This window comes from Nitrospirota bacterium (assembly GCA_015233895.1).
GTDB lineage: Bacteria > Nitrospirota > Thermodesulfovibrionia > Thermodesulfovibrionales > Magnetobacteriaceae > Magnetomonas.
Window position 1 is genome coordinate 46,112 of the sequence record JADFXG010000011.1, and the last position, 17,019, is coordinate 63,130.

The 17,019-nt window shown below is 38.9% G+C and carries 10 protein-coding genes and 1 pseudogene; 5 read left to right on the forward strand and 6 right to left on the reverse strand.

What is annotated here, in order from left to right; translation table 11 throughout:
* Positions 1–283 precede the first annotated feature (283 nt).
* The 5 genes and pseudogenes from HQK88_09455 (at position 284) to HQK88_09475 (ending at position 7,542) form a co-directional block, all read left to right on the forward strand.
* Positions 284–3,178: a PAS domain S-box protein gene (locus HQK88_09455; GenBank protein MBF0617024.1), complete on the forward strand. Its 2,895-nt coding sequence runs from the start codon at positions 284–286 to the stop codon at positions 3,176–3,178.
* 141 nt (positions 3,179–3,319) lie between these two features.
* On the forward strand, positions 3,320–4,456 hold the full coding sequence (locus tag HQK88_09460) for a DUF262 domain-containing protein (protein ID MBF0617025.1): 1,137 nt from the start codon (positions 3,320–3,322) through the stop codon (positions 4,454–4,456).
* A pseudogene (locus HQK88_09465) lies at positions 4,453–5,645 on the forward strand (DUF3696 domain-containing protein). The gene HQK88_09460 and the pseudogene HQK88_09465 overlap by 4 nt, the downstream one beginning before the upstream one ends.
* Positions 5,646–5,647: 2 nt before the next feature.
* Positions 5,648–6,598 carry a hypothetical protein gene (locus tag HQK88_09470; GenBank protein MBF0617026.1) on the forward strand — a complete coding sequence of 317 codons (951 nt, stop codon included), beginning with the start codon at positions 5,648–5,650 and terminating at the stop codon, positions 6,596–6,598.
* 23 nt (positions 6,599–6,621) lie between these two features.
* Entirely contained in the window at positions 6,622–7,542 is a 921-nt protein-coding gene (locus HQK88_09475) for an LD-carboxypeptidase (protein MBF0617027.1), read from the forward strand.
* A gap of 24 nt (positions 7,543–7,566) precedes the next feature.
* On the opposite strand, the gene HQK88_09480 is transcribed toward HQK88_09475, so the two are convergent.
* The 6 genes from HQK88_09480 to HQK88_09505 all read right to left on the reverse strand — a co-directional run bounded on the left by HQK88_09480 (position 7,567) and on the right by HQK88_09505 (position 17,006).
* Positions 7,567–7,854, reverse strand: coding sequence for a 4Fe-4S binding protein (locus HQK88_09480; protein MBF0617028.1), 288 nt, complete (start codon positions 7,852–7,854; stop codon positions 7,567–7,569).
* Positions 7,851–9,029, reverse strand: coding sequence for an acetyl-CoA synthase subunit gamma (locus HQK88_09485; protein MBF0617029.1), 1,179 nt, complete (start codon positions 9,027–9,029; stop codon positions 7,851–7,853). Before HQK88_09485 ends, HQK88_09480 begins: the two co-directional genes overlap by 4 nt.
* Before the next feature lie 14 nt (positions 9,030–9,043).
* Positions 9,044–9,280 carry an AbrB/MazE/SpoVT family DNA-binding domain-containing protein gene (locus HQK88_09490; protein MBF0617030.1) on the reverse strand — a complete coding sequence of 79 codons (237 nt, stop codon included), beginning with the start codon at positions 9,278–9,280 and terminating at the stop codon, positions 9,044–9,046.
* Between the two features lie 253 nt (positions 9,281–9,533).
* A complete protein-coding gene (locus tag HQK88_09495) occupies positions 9,534–12,938 on the reverse strand; it encodes a CHASE2 domain-containing protein (GenBank protein MBF0617031.1) in 3,405 nt (1,134 codons plus the stop codon).
* Position 12,939: 1 nt separating this feature from the next.
* Entirely contained in the window at positions 12,940–16,413 is a 3,474-nt protein-coding gene (locus HQK88_09500) for a CHASE2 domain-containing protein (GenBank protein ID MBF0617032.1), read from the reverse strand.
* A 68-nt stretch (positions 16,414–16,481) separates the two neighbouring features.
* Positions 16,482–17,006 (reverse strand): OmpH family outer membrane protein, encoded by a 525-nt coding sequence (locus HQK88_09505; protein ID MBF0617033.1) that lies wholly within the window; start codon positions 17,004–17,006, stop codon positions 16,482–16,484.
* Positions 17,007–17,019 lie beyond the last annotated feature (13 nt).

Here is a 17,019-nt window from a genome sequence, read left to right on the forward strand (position 1 = left end):
ATGTCCTGTACTTCAGTAATTTCTCTGGCGCTACAGAGAAATTCTGAGAGTATCACTTAAAAGATAGAAATGTGTTATATTAGTTCGCAGCGAATAACATATAACTTTATAATAATATATATGTTAGTATATGTTAAGATAGACGATAGCTTCAAGAAATAAACGGAATAATAACTGACCCTCTAAAATGCTAAAGAAGTTTATAACTATTATATTGTTAACATCCATCTTGCCTATATCCATAAGCGGGATTGTCATCTATCATCACTTCAAGGATAGTTTGATGAAATCCCTGGAAAATCAATTACGTACAACATCGGCTATCCAGGAATCCAGAATCAGTATACTATTTGACAGATTTTCCGACGATGTTAGGATGATTGCAAACAGACCAAATATGAAAAAACAATTAGCATTATACGCCAAAAACAGGGATGCAGAATCAAAGAATAATCTGGCAAAAGTACTGAATGAACTGATGGGTACCATCCCGGTATTTCACGAAATATCGCTTGTCGGCATAAACGGCGAAGTGCTTTATTCAACTGATAACTCTCGAATTGGAAAACAAATCGATAGTGAACGATTTATGGCAAAAAGCCATAAAGAGTGCGGAATTATAGATACCATTAAGGGTAAAGATAACAACACCGACATTTGGTTTTCCTGTCCGTTGCTCATGGATGACAATCTGACAGGTTTTGTAAGTGCTATATTGGATGGGAATTACCTGACCGACATTACGGGCGATTACACGGGGTTAGGAAAAACTGGTGAAACAGTGCTGGCAAAAAGAGACGAAAACGGCGATGCGTTATTTATAATCCCCCTGCGCAAAAACAAAAACGCAGCCTTTGTTCTTAAAATACCTAAAGACGACACTAACACTCTTATAACTCAGGCATTGCTTAAAAGACAAAACGTCTATAGCAATTATGTAGATTACACGGGGGCTGAGGTAATAGGTATCACGCGTTATATAGCTCAGGCAGACTGGGGAGCAGTTGTTAAAATTGACAAGGCCGAGTTTATGGAGCCATTGGTTCGATTAAGAAACTTTTTAATCATAAGTTATATCATGCTAATAGGCTTCATACTACTTACTTTAGTATATCTTGTTAAACATATAACCGGGCCGTTAACTCATCTGACAAAAATAGCCACACAAATTTCAGAAGGAGATATCTCCCAAAGGATTGAAATAAAAGCTGACGGCGAGATTGGGATTTTATCCACGACGTTTAACAATATGCTCGATAGAATCAAGACGATGCATACGTCGATAGAAAATAAATTCACAGACCTTAATGCTATTATTAATACTTTGCCGGGTATTTTTTACCTTACTGATAAAGAAGGGAAAATCCTTATGCGCAACAATAACTTAATGGAGGTGACGGGCTATAGCTCTGAGGAGATAAATAATATGTCCGTAGCCGATTTCTTCATCGAGGATGATAAAAACTGCGCAAATAAAATATTTCAGAAGGTAATCGTAACCGGCAGGGCAGACCACGAGCTATTATTAGCGACAAAGGACAATAAGCGGATTCCATATTATTTTATTCTCTCGTTAGTCCGGCAAAATGAAAAGGTTGACATAGTATTTATAGGCGTAGATATTTCTGAGCGCGTCCAAATGGAAAACGAACTGGAGGAATTCAGGCAGCACTTGCAAGAACTTGTGGGTCATAAGACTTTAGAAATAATAACAATTAACGAACAATTGGAACATGAGATAAAAAAACGTATTACAAACGAAAACGAATTAAAAGAAAAAGAAGAGTTACTTCGCCTTATTACAGATTCTCTGCCGGTACTGATTGCTTATATAGACAAAGAAACCCGCTACCGATTTGCCAATAAACTCTACGAGGACTGGTTTGGGTACTCAAATGCTGAGATATTAGGCAAGCGCTCCAGAGAGATAGTAGGGCAAGACTATTACGAGTCCATAGTAGATAATCTGATAGCTGCGTTATCAGGACAGATGATGCAATTTGACAGATCCGTGAGGCTAAGAAACGGAACACTGAAGGTTATTGCGGTAAAGTATATCCCTCACTTCGATGCAAAAAATGGAAATGTTAACGGTATCTTTGTTATGGCACACGACATCACTGAACTGAAGAATACCGAACTGGCGCTTAGAGAAAGTGAAGAGCGTTTTCGCAGGATATTTGAGGACAGCCCAATTGGAATAGCCATAACGGACAGCAACGACTATTTTATTAAGGTCAACAATACAATGTGCCAGATGCTGGGATATACTGAGGACGAATTTAAAACGCTCTCATATCATGAATTAACTCACAGGGAATATCTCGACGAGCATAATGAACTTGTAAGTAAATTGAAAAAAGCCATTATCCCAGCATATAAAACAGAGAAATACTACGTTACGAAAAATGGAGAGGTAATATGGGTAAACGTTATTGCTAATTTGATAAGGGATGAGAAGGGCGCTGTTGTGTATGGGATCAAGATGGTAGAAAATATTACGCATCGCAAGGAAATGGAGAAGAAAATTACCTCATATACGGAACAACTGGAGTCATTGGTTCACCAACGAACACTGGTATTGCTGGATAGCCTCGAAAAACTTCGCTCCCACACTAACGCTATAATACAAGCCATGTGCACTGCCGTAGAGGCCAGAGACCCATACACAGCAGGACATCAACTCAGGGTAAGCAAATTGTCCTGCGCCATAGCAGAGGAAATGGGACTTAGCGATGAACAGATACAAGGTGTGTTGTTGTCATCCTCAATACACGACCTGGGTAAGATATATGTGCCCTCTGAGATACTCAGCAGGCCGGGCAAGTTGAAGACATCAGAGTTTAATCTTATCAAAGAGCATTCGCAAATCGGTTATGACATTTTAAAAGGCATAGATTTTTCTTATCCGGTTGCTCAGATAGTGTTGCAGCACCATGAACGAATGGACGGTTCAGGCTATCCATTTGGACTTAAGGGTGACGAAATTCTGTTAGAGGCAAGGATAATCTGCGTTTCGGATGTGGTTGAGGCTATGGCTAACCACAGGCCTTATCGTGCCGCTCTGGGAGTAGATAAGGCGATGGAGGAGATAGCAAAAAGTAGTGGTTCTTTATATGACAGTGATGTTGTTTCTGCCTGTGTCTCTGTGTTTAAGAATGGCTTTAATTTTACGTAAACGATCCTATAACATGAAAAAATACAAAACATTAATTCTGCATATTTTCTGCAATCATAATTGACGATTTGTTAAGATGTTGATATAATTCTATATACAGGATGTGACACTAAGTCTTTGTGATTTTTAAGGGGTGCTGTTATGAAAGATGACGATAACGACAGGTTGATAGCAGATGATGGCAGTACCGGCATAGAGTGTGAGGATACTGGGGATACTCATAAAGCTGAACCATACAATCCTGCCAAAGTTCGGGTCTCGACCAAGCCAACGATTTTGGCGGCTATAAGAGACAGACTTATGCATAATGAAATAGACTTAAAACCTGGTTTTCAGAGAGAATTTGTTTGGAATGAAACCGCTCAGAGCAGACTTATCGAATCTATGATGATAAAGATACCTATTCCTGCTTTTTATATGGACGCAACCGATGAGGACAGATGGTTGGTTGTAGATGGACTGCAGCGTCTAAGCACAATAAAAAGGTTTGTAATAGATAAGGATTTGAAATTAACAAAACTTGAATTTTTGAAGGAACATGAAAAAAAAACCTTTGATGAATTGCCGCATAATTTCCAAAGACGAATAAATGAAACGGAGTTTACAGTTTTTTTAATAGAAAAGGGAACGCCGGGTAACGTAAAATTTAACATCTTTAAAAGAATCAATACAGGTGGGGAACCACTGTCTCCTCAGGAAATCCGCCACGCACTTAACCAGGGAAAACCAGCGGATGTTTTGGCAGAGATGGCAAAGTATGAAGAGTTTAAAAAGGCTACCAATAAAAGCATTAAAGAGAAACGTATGGCAGACAGAGAGTGTGTTTTGCGTTTTATTTCATTTTATAGAAATTATCCCGAAAGCTATGTTTTTAAAGATTTTGAAAGTTTTGATTATTTTTTGAATCAATGCATGAGTGAGATTAAAACATTGGATGACGATGTTATAACAGATATAAGAGAGAAATTCAAAAAAGTCATGGATGTAGCAAGTGAAATATTTGGAAAAGATGCTTTTAGAAAAAGGTATGATTTAAAACACGGTTTGAATCCTATAAATAAAGCGTTGTTTGAAACATGGTCAGTAAATTTAGCCAGACTTAATGACAACGAATTAGACCAGATTAAATCACGAGCACAACAGTTAAAAGAAATATTTATGAAAAAAATGAATAAAGCGGAATTTGGAAATCTTTTTGCTTCCGGTACAGGAGATCCAACGAGGATAAAGGATAGGTTTAAGGAAATAGATGACATAATAAAGGAAGTGATAAAATGATAAAATCTTTAGAAATACATAATTTTAACTGCTTTAAAGAGCAGAAGATAGAATTTAGAAATCTTACTTTGCTAACCGGCTTAAACGGTATGGGGAAATCAACCGTTTTACAGGCTATGTTGTTATTACGGCAGTCTTATATGATGGGGTTGCAACAACCTTTGGCCGATACTGAGAGAGGTGGGTTATCATTAAATGGTGGTTTGGTAAAGATAGGCCAGGCAAAGGATGCCATGTATGAGGGTGCTGAGGATGATAGAATAGGCTTTGAATTAAAATACACAGGAGGTGGAGATAAAAGAGTTGTTTGGTTTTTTGAGTATGACCGGAATTCCGACGTCTTGCAGCTTGTCAAAGATAGTGGGACAGTATATCCGGATGGACGGGAGAGGTTATTTCATAATAATTTTCAGTATTTACAAGCGGAGAGAATAGGGCCAAGGATAACGTACGAAATGTCGGATTACATGGTAAGAAAATTAAAATGGCTTGGTACAAGTGGGGAATTTACAGCACATTTCCTTGCTATTCATGGTGATAAATTAGATGTTATTGAACCGTTAAGATATAAGTCATCATTGCACACTGGTGTGACTAGGAAATTACGGAGCGTGGAAATTTCAAAAGCAACAAAATTAAAGTTTCAGGTTGAGTCATGGCTAAGTGAAATCAGGCCTGGAACACGTTTGGAAACGATTTCCGCCCCTGATATGGATGAGGTAGCATATAGGTTTTCCTTTGAAACACAACGGTATGTTACAAATTCCTACAGGCCGACAAATGTCGGGTTTGGAATATCATATACATTACCAATTTTAGTAGCAATATTATCATCACACCCGGTGCGCTATTACTGTTAGAAAATCCTGAGGCACATCTTCATCCACGTGGACAGTTTAAATTGGCATATCTTATAGCTCTTGCTGCAAGTGCAGGTATTCAGGTAATCGTTGAGACGCATAGTGACCATATTCTTAACGCTATAAGGGTTGCTGTATGCCAAAAGGTTATTGACCCGGAAGACGTTAAAATACATTTCTTTCAACAAAGTGAAGATATGTCAGATCTTGCCGCAGAGGTGATTTCTCCCAAATTAGACAAAAACGGTAGAATCAGTGACTGGCCCCGAGATTTTTTTGATGAGTGGGATAAGGCTCTTGAGATATTAATAAATGAAGGGGATATTTAACATTGGCTCTTGATTTAGTTTTTAATGAGTTATTATTCACACCGTTAGCTAAAAGTGTTTATGAAGCAAAAGAAAGGATTAAGACTTTTGTTGATTCTATTGTTTCTATTTCAAAATTGGTTCCAACATGTCGAGTTAAAACATTGAGGGTTCATAACAATTTCCGTGATGAGTCTGTTGCAGATAACTACAATATTTCTAAATGGTTAAGTGATTTATCAGTAGATATGGAAAGGAAACGTTACTTGAAAACTCTTTCGACTAAAATTCCGTTTACAGTGGGCTTGGATGAATATTTGATAGATAAAGTAACTTTGACAGACTGTATATTTGATAAGGCGCCAGCATTAGGACTTTCTATAGCCCATCTTTTGGATACTATTGCTGTTAGTTTTGCTTCTGATGGTATTTGGAACTCTCCGTTTTTAAAAATATCTTGTGATACCTTGTATAATGATGAGATAGTGCCTGAAAACATAGAGGTTCGTAATGTCTCCAATTCCACCCATGTGAGCGAGCATAAACAATGGCTTGAGAAACGTTGTGTTACAAAACCTAAAAACGGAATTGATATATGGAATAAAAGAGGAGAACTTTATCCTTTTTTGAGTTTTTGTAATAGAACTGAAGCTCAGTTAAAATCTATAGATTCCGGCAATCCGGTTATTCACCAGATTCATGAAAAATTAAATACAATAAACAAATATTTTGAAAAACATAGAAGTTTTATTAATCTGAAATTATTTAAATATCGCGTAACTACAGACAGCCCTACAACGCTTAAAAAGTATTGGCGAGAAAGAACCTTTTTCTGTCCAGATGGAGAAAACCGTCTTTTTAGTTTGCATGTCAGATTAACACCGTTTGAAATGCGCTTGTATTTTGGGTGGGATAAGGACACTGTAATTATTGGCCATATTGGTGAGCACTTGCCAATTGTAAGTGAAAATTAATTCCACAATCTCAAAGTAAAACAATGAAGAAATTGTCACTCTTACCCAAAAGACTTTCCCCGGGGGATAAGATCGGTGTTGTTTGTCCGTCAAACGAAATTGCTGGCCAAAAACAAACAGAGGAGCTACGAAGGGGTATTAAGTTTTTTGAAAACCTTGGATTTAAAGTTGAAAGAGGTAAGAATCTCTGTTCAGCAAATCCACAAGACAGAGCAAATGACATAAACGAGTTTTTCTTAAACCCTGATATTAAAGCAATATTTTCGGCTCAGGGTGGCGATACATCTGAAAGGGTACTAAAGTTTATTGACTGGAGCGCAGTAAGTGAAAATCCCAAAATCTTTATGGGATTAAGCGATGTTACGGTATTTTTAAACGCAATATACACAAAAACCTCACTTATCCCATTTCACGGCGGCGATGTCAGATACCACTACGGTAAAAACCCTACTGAATACGATAAGACAGAGTTTACAGACCGCCTTATCAACGGCTGTACCGGCAAAATAAATCCCTCAGGTGACAGAAAAACTATCCGAGGTGGCAAGGGTTCAGGGAACCTTCTGGGCGGTAACCTCAGATGTCTCCTTAAACTTGTTGATACACCGTTTTGGCCTGACTTTACCGGAGCAATCCTTATGCTTGAAGCCCTGACAATGGATGAATTACGCTGTGTTGAGTATCTTAAAATTTTGCGACAAAAAGGAGTCTTTGATAAAATCTCCGGAGTGATTGTTGGCTTTGTCTATTCGATGGAGATTGAAAAGCCTGATGCGCCGCAGATGGAGGATATTTTGTTAATGGAAACCAGAGACTATAATTTCCCAATTCTAAAGGTAAGGGACTTTGGCCACGGCTGCCCCAACACGGTTTTACCCATAGGCGCCCAGATAGAACTTAATGCCGATAATCTAACCTATAAGATAGTAAGCAATGTCATTTAGGAAAAACCCACTCTGGTATTAGATTTAGCAGCAGCCTGAGCTTTCCGAGCATCCGCATGTTGGCTCCCCGCCTCTTATAATACTGTTAATTAGCGCAGTAGCACATCCCACGCCTCTTTGCACACTTAAAGCTCCAAAGGCACAATTTGTTACGCACGCTCCACACTCCATACACTTGTCACTGTCTGAGATTTCGGCTTTTCCTGCCTTTATTTCAAACACCTCGTGAGGACACACGTTTACACACATGCCGCAGCCGGTACATTTGTCTGCATAAAACTCAAGAGTTGATACATTTGACAGATATTTCATAAAACCCTCCATTGGTTTACCTTATAGAGCGCCAGTACGACGACGCTTATAACTGCCGATGCTATATAAAGCGGTACGGCATATTTTAATTCCTTCTTAACTCCCGACATACCGGTAAAAGTGGTAGCACCGGTAAACTGCAAAGTTACGTAAGAACTTATCATAGGGAAAAGTACATACGCAAAAACAGTTAGCTCAAAAGTCGTGCTGTTTAGCCAGGAAAACAACAACCTAAAAATCCAGACCATAAAAATACCAACTATCCAGCCCTTTACGGCAAAAGATTTAAACGGTATGGCAGGTAGTAGCAACGGCGTTATGAATGCTCCTGAGAGTATTGCAATCAAACCAAAAATAAAAAACGGAAACGCTCCCTTTATAGCAGTGGCAAAGTTAATACCCGACATAGACACACCAAAAAATAAAAACATTACCACTGCAAAGACTGCAAAGATACGCATTGATGGGATTATTTCCATAGGAGTTAGGACTAATCTGTCAATCATTGAAAAGCTCACATTACGCATGGCTTTTGTCGCTACACAGCCGGATCTAATATAATCCTTAAGGTCACAGGCATATACAGGGCCAAAAAGCACCTGAAACCCAGTGGCTTTCTTAACCGTATGGGCACTGACTCCGGGAGCGCCAAGTTGAGGCACTATGATTTTTCTATGGGTTACTATGCTTGTTAGTTGAATTTTTAAAATTCTGTTAATCATCTCCTCAGTACCAAATGTTCCCTTACCTGCCGCACACCACACATTAATCCCCTTGGTATCCAAAACCATTATCCACACGTTTTCGCCGCTGAGAGACTCTCTGACTTTATCAAAGGTGAGTTTATAATTTGCCGTAACAACGACATGTGAGTTTTGATCAGGCTCTCCAACGGCATATAGTCCCGGAGTTACCGTGTAACTGTTTCTAAAGCCGCTTATTCTGCAAAGTAGGTGTTCTAAAAGCTCAGACTTTGTAATCTCTGTTGACACCTTGTAAGCAATACAGGCAGGAGTGTTAACAGTTCCGGTTATCCATTTCTTATGTTGTAGGGTTGCCTCCGGAACTGCTAGGACAGGCTTTTCAGCATTACAACCACAGCCTGTGCTACTATGTTTTGGCACACAGCATTCATTTTTTAGATTTGCGGTATCCAGTGACTTATCTTTTTCCATAATTTTTGTTCTCCTTAAGTTACATCTTTGACAATAGTGCCAAGTTGTCCTTTTATAGTATTAACCAAACTCTCTACACGGGTAAGAGTGATACAACAAACGTCTCCGTCTTTTTCCCATACACTTACTGCAAACTTATCTCCACCCTTTATTTTTGCTTTTTCGCGTAAATCTTTGGGGAGCACCATCTGTCCCCTTTCATCAACACCTACTATGGCCTCAACTCTGCAACACGTATCAGTTAAACACATACTGAAATCATCTTTTACGTCACTTTTGTCTTTTTTCACAACACCTTCCTTTTATTAATTATTCATAATATTCTGATTTAACTGATATTACTTACTATGCTGATAATTCTTATTTTTGTCAAGTAAAAATTTTGTGTTTCTATCTGTGGTTTGTTTTATTCTCTTTATCCATTCAATTGATGCTATATCGTAACCCTTGAGGGATAACTCTGATTATTCTATGCAGGCTTGCTGAAAGGACACTGTTTATCTATCACTCCTGCCATATTCCCTGCCAGTTGTTATCAGGGAGGAATTCTTTGAGGTGTTCTGTTGTTTTAAGGTATTTAGCGCTGGGGCCGTCGTGCGGGTCAATGGAAAGGCAGTGTTTAAAGCTTTCAGCGGCCTCATCCCAATTTCTGTTATAGTAGTGTTGTTGAGCCATATTGAAGATGTTTAACAGTGTTTTTTTATTTTCATCAAGCGTACAGAAGTTTGATATCAGTTCATGGAACTCGTTAGGGCGCTTTTTTAGTTGTGATGCAAACTGATTAAGCCGTTCATTTATAATCCGCTCGTTTGTTTTCATTTCAGCGGTTATAGCAGTAGTATCAACGCTGATACCAGATTTATTCAAAAGTGTTTTCAGATGCTCTGAAAGCTCTGTTGCGATTTTGTCAGCCTCAGTTGCATACGATATTCTTTTATTAATTGATAGCAGTCTTTTCTCAAGTACATCCACTCTGCTATAGAGTGAATCTGACAGAGCACGCTCACCCATGTCTTTTAATATTTTTATATAAGGCACAGCCTTTATAATCTCTTTATACAATTCGGAAAGCCTTTTCTCTGTGAATGATACGTTAGAGGTGGATTGAGGCTCCGGAATCGGGATGCTTAAAGTTACGGCATGCCCTTCAGTTTTAAGGAGAAGCGTTTTTATCTCTGCTTCAATTTCTGTAATGTTGAGAATATCCTTTGATTTCATATACTGTACAGCAACGGTGGAAAGTTCGGAAAACATGGTCTTTATTTCAGTTAACAGTTCCGAGCCGGGTAAATCTTTTTCGGAGAAATAGTCATGATAACCGATGACCTTTTCAGGGCGCATTCTGCTTAAAGAATTCAAAATAAGCGCAGGGATTGGCTTGTCTTTCCAAAAGTTAAGAAAACGGTCTTTCCTCCAGCCTATGACCTCATATATCTTAACAGATTGTGCAGCGTGAGCTCTTTCAAATGCACCGAGGTTACGTGCCTCGATGTGGTCCTTTACGAGGTCATAGGTACTCTCTGACATCATGATGCACGTATCAAAGATCTTATTAGCTGGTTCAAGCTCCTCAGCAAATGTTGCGGCATCACCCATGGCTGTGTACTGCATATGATTGTACGAGCCCATAATGGCTGCTGAGATTACGCCCGTGTTGATTCCCATTCGTGCTGTTATCATAACCCCATACTCTATGGCTATCATACGCTGGATGACTTTTAATTCCTCCTGGCTATACAGTGCACTGAGGCAACACTTCAGGGCCTGATCATTATCGTCAAGAGGAATACCAAAGTCAGCCTTAATAGCATCTCCCTCATACTTGTCAACGTATCCGTCATAAGACATTATGATGTTGCTCATTGGCGTAAGATAGATGTTAAGAATATCAGCAAGTTCCCTGGATGTCACACCCTCAGATATAGTTGTAAAGCCGGATACGTCGGATGAAAACATTGTAGCAAGTTTTTTCTCACCTCCACGGTTAAACTTTTCAGGATGCTTCTCTAGCATCTTAAGCACTTCAGGAGATACCATGGCAGAGAACATTTTACGAATTTTTTGCCGTTCCATACTCTCCCTTATGTACTTATATAAAATTCCTGAGATAAAGGCAAGGGCAATTGCAGATACTGCCTGAAATGTAGGCAGAAGCAGCCCCTGTTTTGTAAAGAAATACCAATCAAGCATTGCGTACACTGCGGTAACTAATAAAGTTACAGGACCGCTCCTAATCGGAGTAAACAACATAACTACGTTAAGAACAATAACTACCAAAATAAAATTCAGAGAATATTTTAGCCACACCGGACAGTCTGTCAAAAACTGGCCTGTCATAATTGTGTTAAGCACATTGGGCATAAGGTCAAGCATGGGATGATGTCTAAGGTATGGAGTAGGATTCAGTGCGGTCAAAGCGGTAGCGGTCAAGCCATAAAACACTATCTTATCTTTCAGATAAAGAGGTGATATAACTGTGCGTTTACTGTCTATATCAATATCCGGCATAACAAAAAACAAAGGGCGTACCCTATAAACGTCGTTTCTTTTAATGTGGTAGGCAATCAAGTTGTAAGATTCCGTTAAGTTCATTGATTTAAGGTCATTTTCGGTAAGAGACAAGTCTGTGATAACATCTTTAAGTGGAGGGACTACTTTGTTTTCCACATGCTTTTTAACTATATAATTGTTAAACTTAATCTGCTTTGCCATCGAAAGCCAGAAATTATCTGTAGGGTCAAGTCCCATGGATGTCAGAGCCTCTGCTTCTGACATCCCGTGGTCAACTATGTTTTGTTCAATATAAAAGGCTGCAAAAGCACGGGCGAAAATTTTATCAGCTGCTTCTTTAGATATATAAGGCAACTCAGAAAGTTTTAGAGGCACATATTTTTCTATATCCTCAGCTACAGGAATCTTTTTGATTTCATCCTTAGTAATCTGATACGCTACCAGTTCGGATATCATGCTAAAGGGCAGACGCGCAAATGTATCATTATAGCTGCCCGCCCAGTTAATGTTCATGCTGCCTGTGTTGTCAACAGGAATCTTTACGAAGGAGTTTTTTCCTTTTAGTTTTATATATCGACTGTCACCTGTGTAAATATTCTCTGTATGAAGCAGCTTGCGGACAAGGTTAAGCGGAAGTGAACCGTATAGCATGTTTTGGTATATAGCCATAAGAGGATACTTTCTAACCACACCGTCAGGGGAAAGGTGGATTTGGTTAAATCCTGCGCAAGCCATGCTTTTTAAGATACTCTCTTTGGGTATGATTATGTTTGTAGCTACAGGGAAATTCCATTTAGAGCCTTCTACCGCAGTTTTTGCTGAAAGAAGTTCTAAGCTGTGTTTTTCTATAGTTGTGGCGGATGTCTTTAGTGTGCCGGTAACACTATGTTTGCCATCCGGTTCCGGTATTTTAAAATCAACATCTGCACAAGCATTGCCATTTTTCTTTAAACTGTCACTCAGATACTCCTCATAGTCAGGAATTGTGGAACCAATGTCCTTTTTCCCATATCCGGCAAGAATTCTATTTTTGACACTCTCTAAAGAACCCCTGTCTATGGCGTTATTGCTGCCTTGTGAAAAATCCATGTTAACAAAAACAATATCCGCAACACCGTATTCAGTCAGAAAATTCACGATGTCACCGTGTATGAACCACGGCCATGGCCACCGTCCGGTAACATCTATGTCTTTGTCGTCAATGTCAAGAGTTATGATGTTGGGGTAAATCTTAATTTTAGGCCTTAACTGAAATTTTACATTTAAAATCCTGTTTTCTATGATGTCAAATGATCCCAGAGCGATAAAAAGTGTTAAAAACAGGGAAACGGAAAGTAAGAGAGCCGCCATAGGAACAAATCGTTTGTACCTTTGAGTTGCTAATAAAAGAAATTTCATATCATTTCCTTGTCTGGATAAACTCACCTTGCCACGATGGCGGAGGAGGAGATTCCTTATAAAACTCTATTCTTTTAATTAAAGACTCAGCCGGAGGGTCTCCCGGCAGTACTGCCGCCGAAAGTTTAAACATATCGAGAGCCTCATCCCATTTCCGCTGAAAATACAACTGCAACCCTGCCTCGTAGTGCGTTTTTGACTTTAATACCGCATCAGAAGGACTGCCAAGATGTGCAGCCATTTCATGATATACCTCTGGCTTAAGTTGAAGCTTTGCATAGAATTGTTCTACGACAGTCCTGAACTTTGCCTGATAATTAAGTAAAGATACATTGAGTTTTCTTATTTGTGCCTCTGATGAGCCTTTAACTTGTTGTATATATCTTTCCATTTCGTTTATACAGCCAATGATAACTTCACTTTCAGGATTTTCTTTTAAAAGAAAACGATTTTGAAATAAACTGGCTTTTGCTAACACGTTGTTAGACTCTTCTGATAGCTCATTCAGAGTGTAATCGGTGTGTTTTATCGTATGAGCACTCTCGGAAATCAAATTTTTCATGCTGCTTAGTTCTGTAACAATGTCGGAAAGTACATCATTTTTGGGCAGAAATGGTTTAAACTCACGGCCAAAAACATTTGCCATACTATGTCTGAGCTGTCTCATAGCCATAACTATACCAAGAAATTCAATCCTCCACTCAGTTATTAAAAGCTCTGAGACAAGAGGTATGGTATTGTCAAAAAAGGTGAAAATCTCAACAGCTGATTCAAATCCTGTGTCCTTAGCACGTTTTTTCCACACATCCCTGTAACAGAAAAACTTCTCGGCAGAGCACTTTAACCAGTTATACTTTACAAATTGCGGAACTGGTTTGGATTTATGAAAATCTCTGTAAGCCTCCGTAACCCACCCAAGGACCTCATATATTGCAGTAGGTTTTGTTTTTCCTTTAAGCAGCAGCTTATCCAACATCCTCAGGTGTACGTAGTCTTTTATTTCAGGAACGGTGTCTTTTCCTGTCAGAGCATTTCTTGCGTTATAGATAAAATTAGCAGCCATAAACCGTGCGGATACGTTAACTGAATCCCCCATGACGGTGTACTGGAATTTTCCTTCAGATCCCATATTACCCGCTGAAACGTATCCAAAATTAAACCCCATCGAGACAGACACTGGCCGCCCATAGCGCATGGTAACAAATCTTTTAAAAGCCTCTATGTCAAGATTCTGTTCGATAGTGGCAAAGGCACACTTTACAGCGCTCTGCGGGTCATCCAGAGGGACTCCGAAGTCAGCCATGATGACGTGTCCTTCGTACTTATCTATATAACCGTCATAGCTGGTAATGATCTCGCTGTTGGGAGACAAATATATGCTCAGTATGGCCGGCAGTTCATCCGGAGACACATCTTTAACAATATCCGACATGCCTTGTATAAGAGAAAAAAATGTTGTCACGGCTTTTCTTTCACCTGTCAGAGCGAATTTGTCAGGATTGTTTTCCATCGTCTTTAAAATAGATGGCGAAACCATCTTGGAAAACATTAGTCTCATTAGTTTTCTTTCAAAATATGCCTCCACATACCTCACAAGCGCTAAAGCCAGAAATGTAATTGCAATAGCCCCCACTGGCACCACCCAATTAAACCAGTACCCTTTTGTAACCCACAATCTGTACGTAACAATGATATAGCTAAGGGCTAAGACAGCTGAGGCTGGAAAAGCCATCTGAAGGACTAAAAAACTGCAAAGCAAGCCGGTTATAATGGAAAGAAGTATGGTGATAGCATAAGTATAAGTCTCAGGAACGTGCCACAGGAAATTACCTGTCAGTATGGTGTTTATGGCATTTAGGTGATAAGAGACCATAGGTGAGCTTTTTTCAAAAGGGGTTGGATTAAGATCAATAGTGCCGGTGCCGGTAAGACCTGCTATGAAAAGTTTGTTGTTAAGGTCAACCGGAGAAAAAGGTGATAAAACTCCATTATTTTTTACTTGTAGCAACGGTGGGAAGTAGTACGGATAAATGTCTCTTAATCGTCCTTTTTTTGCAAAAGAATGAATATTTCTAAATATTTCAAAGACAAGTTGGGCATCTGTATTTTGTGGATAGACTTTATTGAACTCTTCAAAGGTAATGGAGGGCTTCTGAGTAATAACTTTTTCAATATTGTATGCAACCCTGATTTCATTTAAGTCTTTCTTAAGGCTGCTGCCGTTATTGTCATAGAGCTTCATAGTTTCAAAGACAACATTGTCGTCAACTCCTGAATCAATCAGTTTAGATATAAACCAGGCATTTGCGGTTTTTTCAGAAATTTGTGAACTTTCCGCGCCAGTGACAAGGCTTTCCTCGTCAATAGCTGTTTTAATTGTTGTTTTAAGAGCCTTAAAACCCTCTGCTGTCAGTTCATAGTTTGATTTCCTCGCCTCTTCTTTTGCCCGTATAACGGCATAGTAGTATGATATGTGTCTAAAGGGCACGTGCAGAAATGTGTCATTAGATTTACCTGCCCAGTTGACAAGCATTTGAAAGTGCTTATCAATGGGGATTTCAATATCAGAGCGGGTTTGAGCATTTAGCTTTTTAGCGTTTTTTAAAGTTAAAGATTCTCCCTGAGAAATTCTCATTTCATTTAGTTTAAAGTCAAGGACGTTGGAGAGCATTGAAAGCACCAGAGGATAAATCTCAGAGTTATCATAGTATCTAAGTAGTGGGTAGTTTCTGACCACTGAGTCTTCATCAAATCCTGGTTGTGCAAAGCCAAGGCCAGTGGAGGCTGTGATAAATTCAGGAGATGGCGGTGTGATGTTTATGTCTTTAAGCAGTGAGCTATTATAAGCAGTAGAAGTTGGCAAAAACGTTTTCTTTAATAACCCCATTGAGGCCTTCTCTGAGTCTGTCATCTCAGAGTTTAAGCGCTTAGTTTGCCCAAGAACTTTATTTATATCATTAGTGACAGCGGTTTTGCCATAAATTTTGGTGAAATAAGCAAGATAGACAATCCCTGCTTTTCTGATTGACTCTGCAAATTCCTTATCGTAATCCTTAAAAGAGGTTTCAACCACAGTGTTAAATTCCTTAAAGCCATGAGTAATTTCTGCTGATGTATAATCTCTGATTTTTTCAGGTAAAAAACGTACATTTTCCTTTTCAACAAAAAACACATCAAACCCGATGGCTTTAGCACCATAAAAACTCAAAGTATTAACAAGGGCTACCTCGCGCATCCTGGACCACGGCCACTGCCCGCATAAGGACAGTGATTCGTCATCAAAATCTATATAGCCTATATCTTTAGATGTTGCAACAGGAGGCCTTAACCGGTATCTGAGGTCAAGCGTGTAGAGTTCTATGTCATTCGGAATCTTTAAAAATCCTGAAAAGATCGCAATGGCACCAATTATAAAACCAAACAGAACTCCATAGAGTGTTTTTCCTGTTTTTGTCTTTAGATTGAGTAATTTCATTATTTGAGAGAGTAGTCATCTTACTAATGGCACAAAGCCAAAAATACAGTTTCCTATCTGTTAGTGTTTCATTGTTTTTGGTTATACAATTCTATAATTTTATCTGTCACGTCAATAGATGACTTGTGGTAAGCTATCCCACCGGTGTTTTTCTCCATTATAATTGTATAGTCGTATTTTTTCCCTATCTCATTTATTATTTCATTTAAGTCTTTAAACACCTGGGCTTTCAGCCATTTTTCCATCTTGAGCACTTCCTGATCGAGATCTTCTTTCTGTCTTTTCAGTTCTTTCAGTTTCTGGGTAAATTGCTCTTCTGTTTTTAGTTTTTCCTCCAGTTTGAGGTCTGCCTTGTCAATTTTCTCTTTTAACTTTTTAAGTTCCTCTTCTTTTTGCACAAAAGGAACCTTCTTTTTTGATAACGTATCATCATATCTTTTCTGGTATTGCTTTACAGGTTTAGCCTCAGCAATTACTCTCTGTATTTCAAACACTCCAATTTTTATAGACTCAGCACTTTGTGCACTAACGGTAAACACTGTAAATACTTGCACAAGAACACAAATAGCTATCAGTGGAAATCTCTTCATCACTATATTTCTCAAC

Excerpts from the sequence above, each read along its gene's own strand:
- HQK88_09475 (MBF0617027.1), top strand. The coding sequence starts at position 6,622 with ATGAAGAAATTGTCACTCTTACCCAAAAGACTTTCCCCGGGGGATAAG.
- HQK88_09460 (MBF0617025.1), top strand. The coding sequence starts at position 3,320 with ATGAAAGATGACGATAACGACAGGTTGATAGCAGATGATGGCAGTACC.
- HQK88_09480 (MBF0617028.1), bottom strand. The coding sequence starts at position 7,854 with ATGAAATATCTGTCAAATGTATCAACTCTTGAGTTTTATGCAGACAAA.
- HQK88_09490 (MBF0617030.1), bottom strand. The coding sequence starts at position 9,280 with ATGTGTTTAACTGATACGTGTTGCAGAGTTGAGGCCATAGTAGGTGTT.
- HQK88_09495 (MBF0617031.1), bottom strand. The coding sequence starts at position 12,938 with ATGAAATTTCTTTTATTAGCAACTCAAAGGTACAAACGATTTGTTCCT.
- HQK88_09455 (MBF0617024.1), top strand. The coding sequence starts at position 284 with ATGAAATCCCTGGAAAATCAATTACGTACAACATCGGCTATCCAGGAA.
- HQK88_09500 (MBF0617032.1), bottom strand. The coding sequence starts at position 16,413 with ATGAAATTACTCAATCTAAAGACAAAAACAGGAAAAACACTCTATGGA.
- HQK88_09485 (MBF0617029.1), bottom strand. The coding sequence starts at position 9,029 with ATGGAAAAAGATAAGTCACTGGATACCGCAAATCTAAAAAATGAATGC.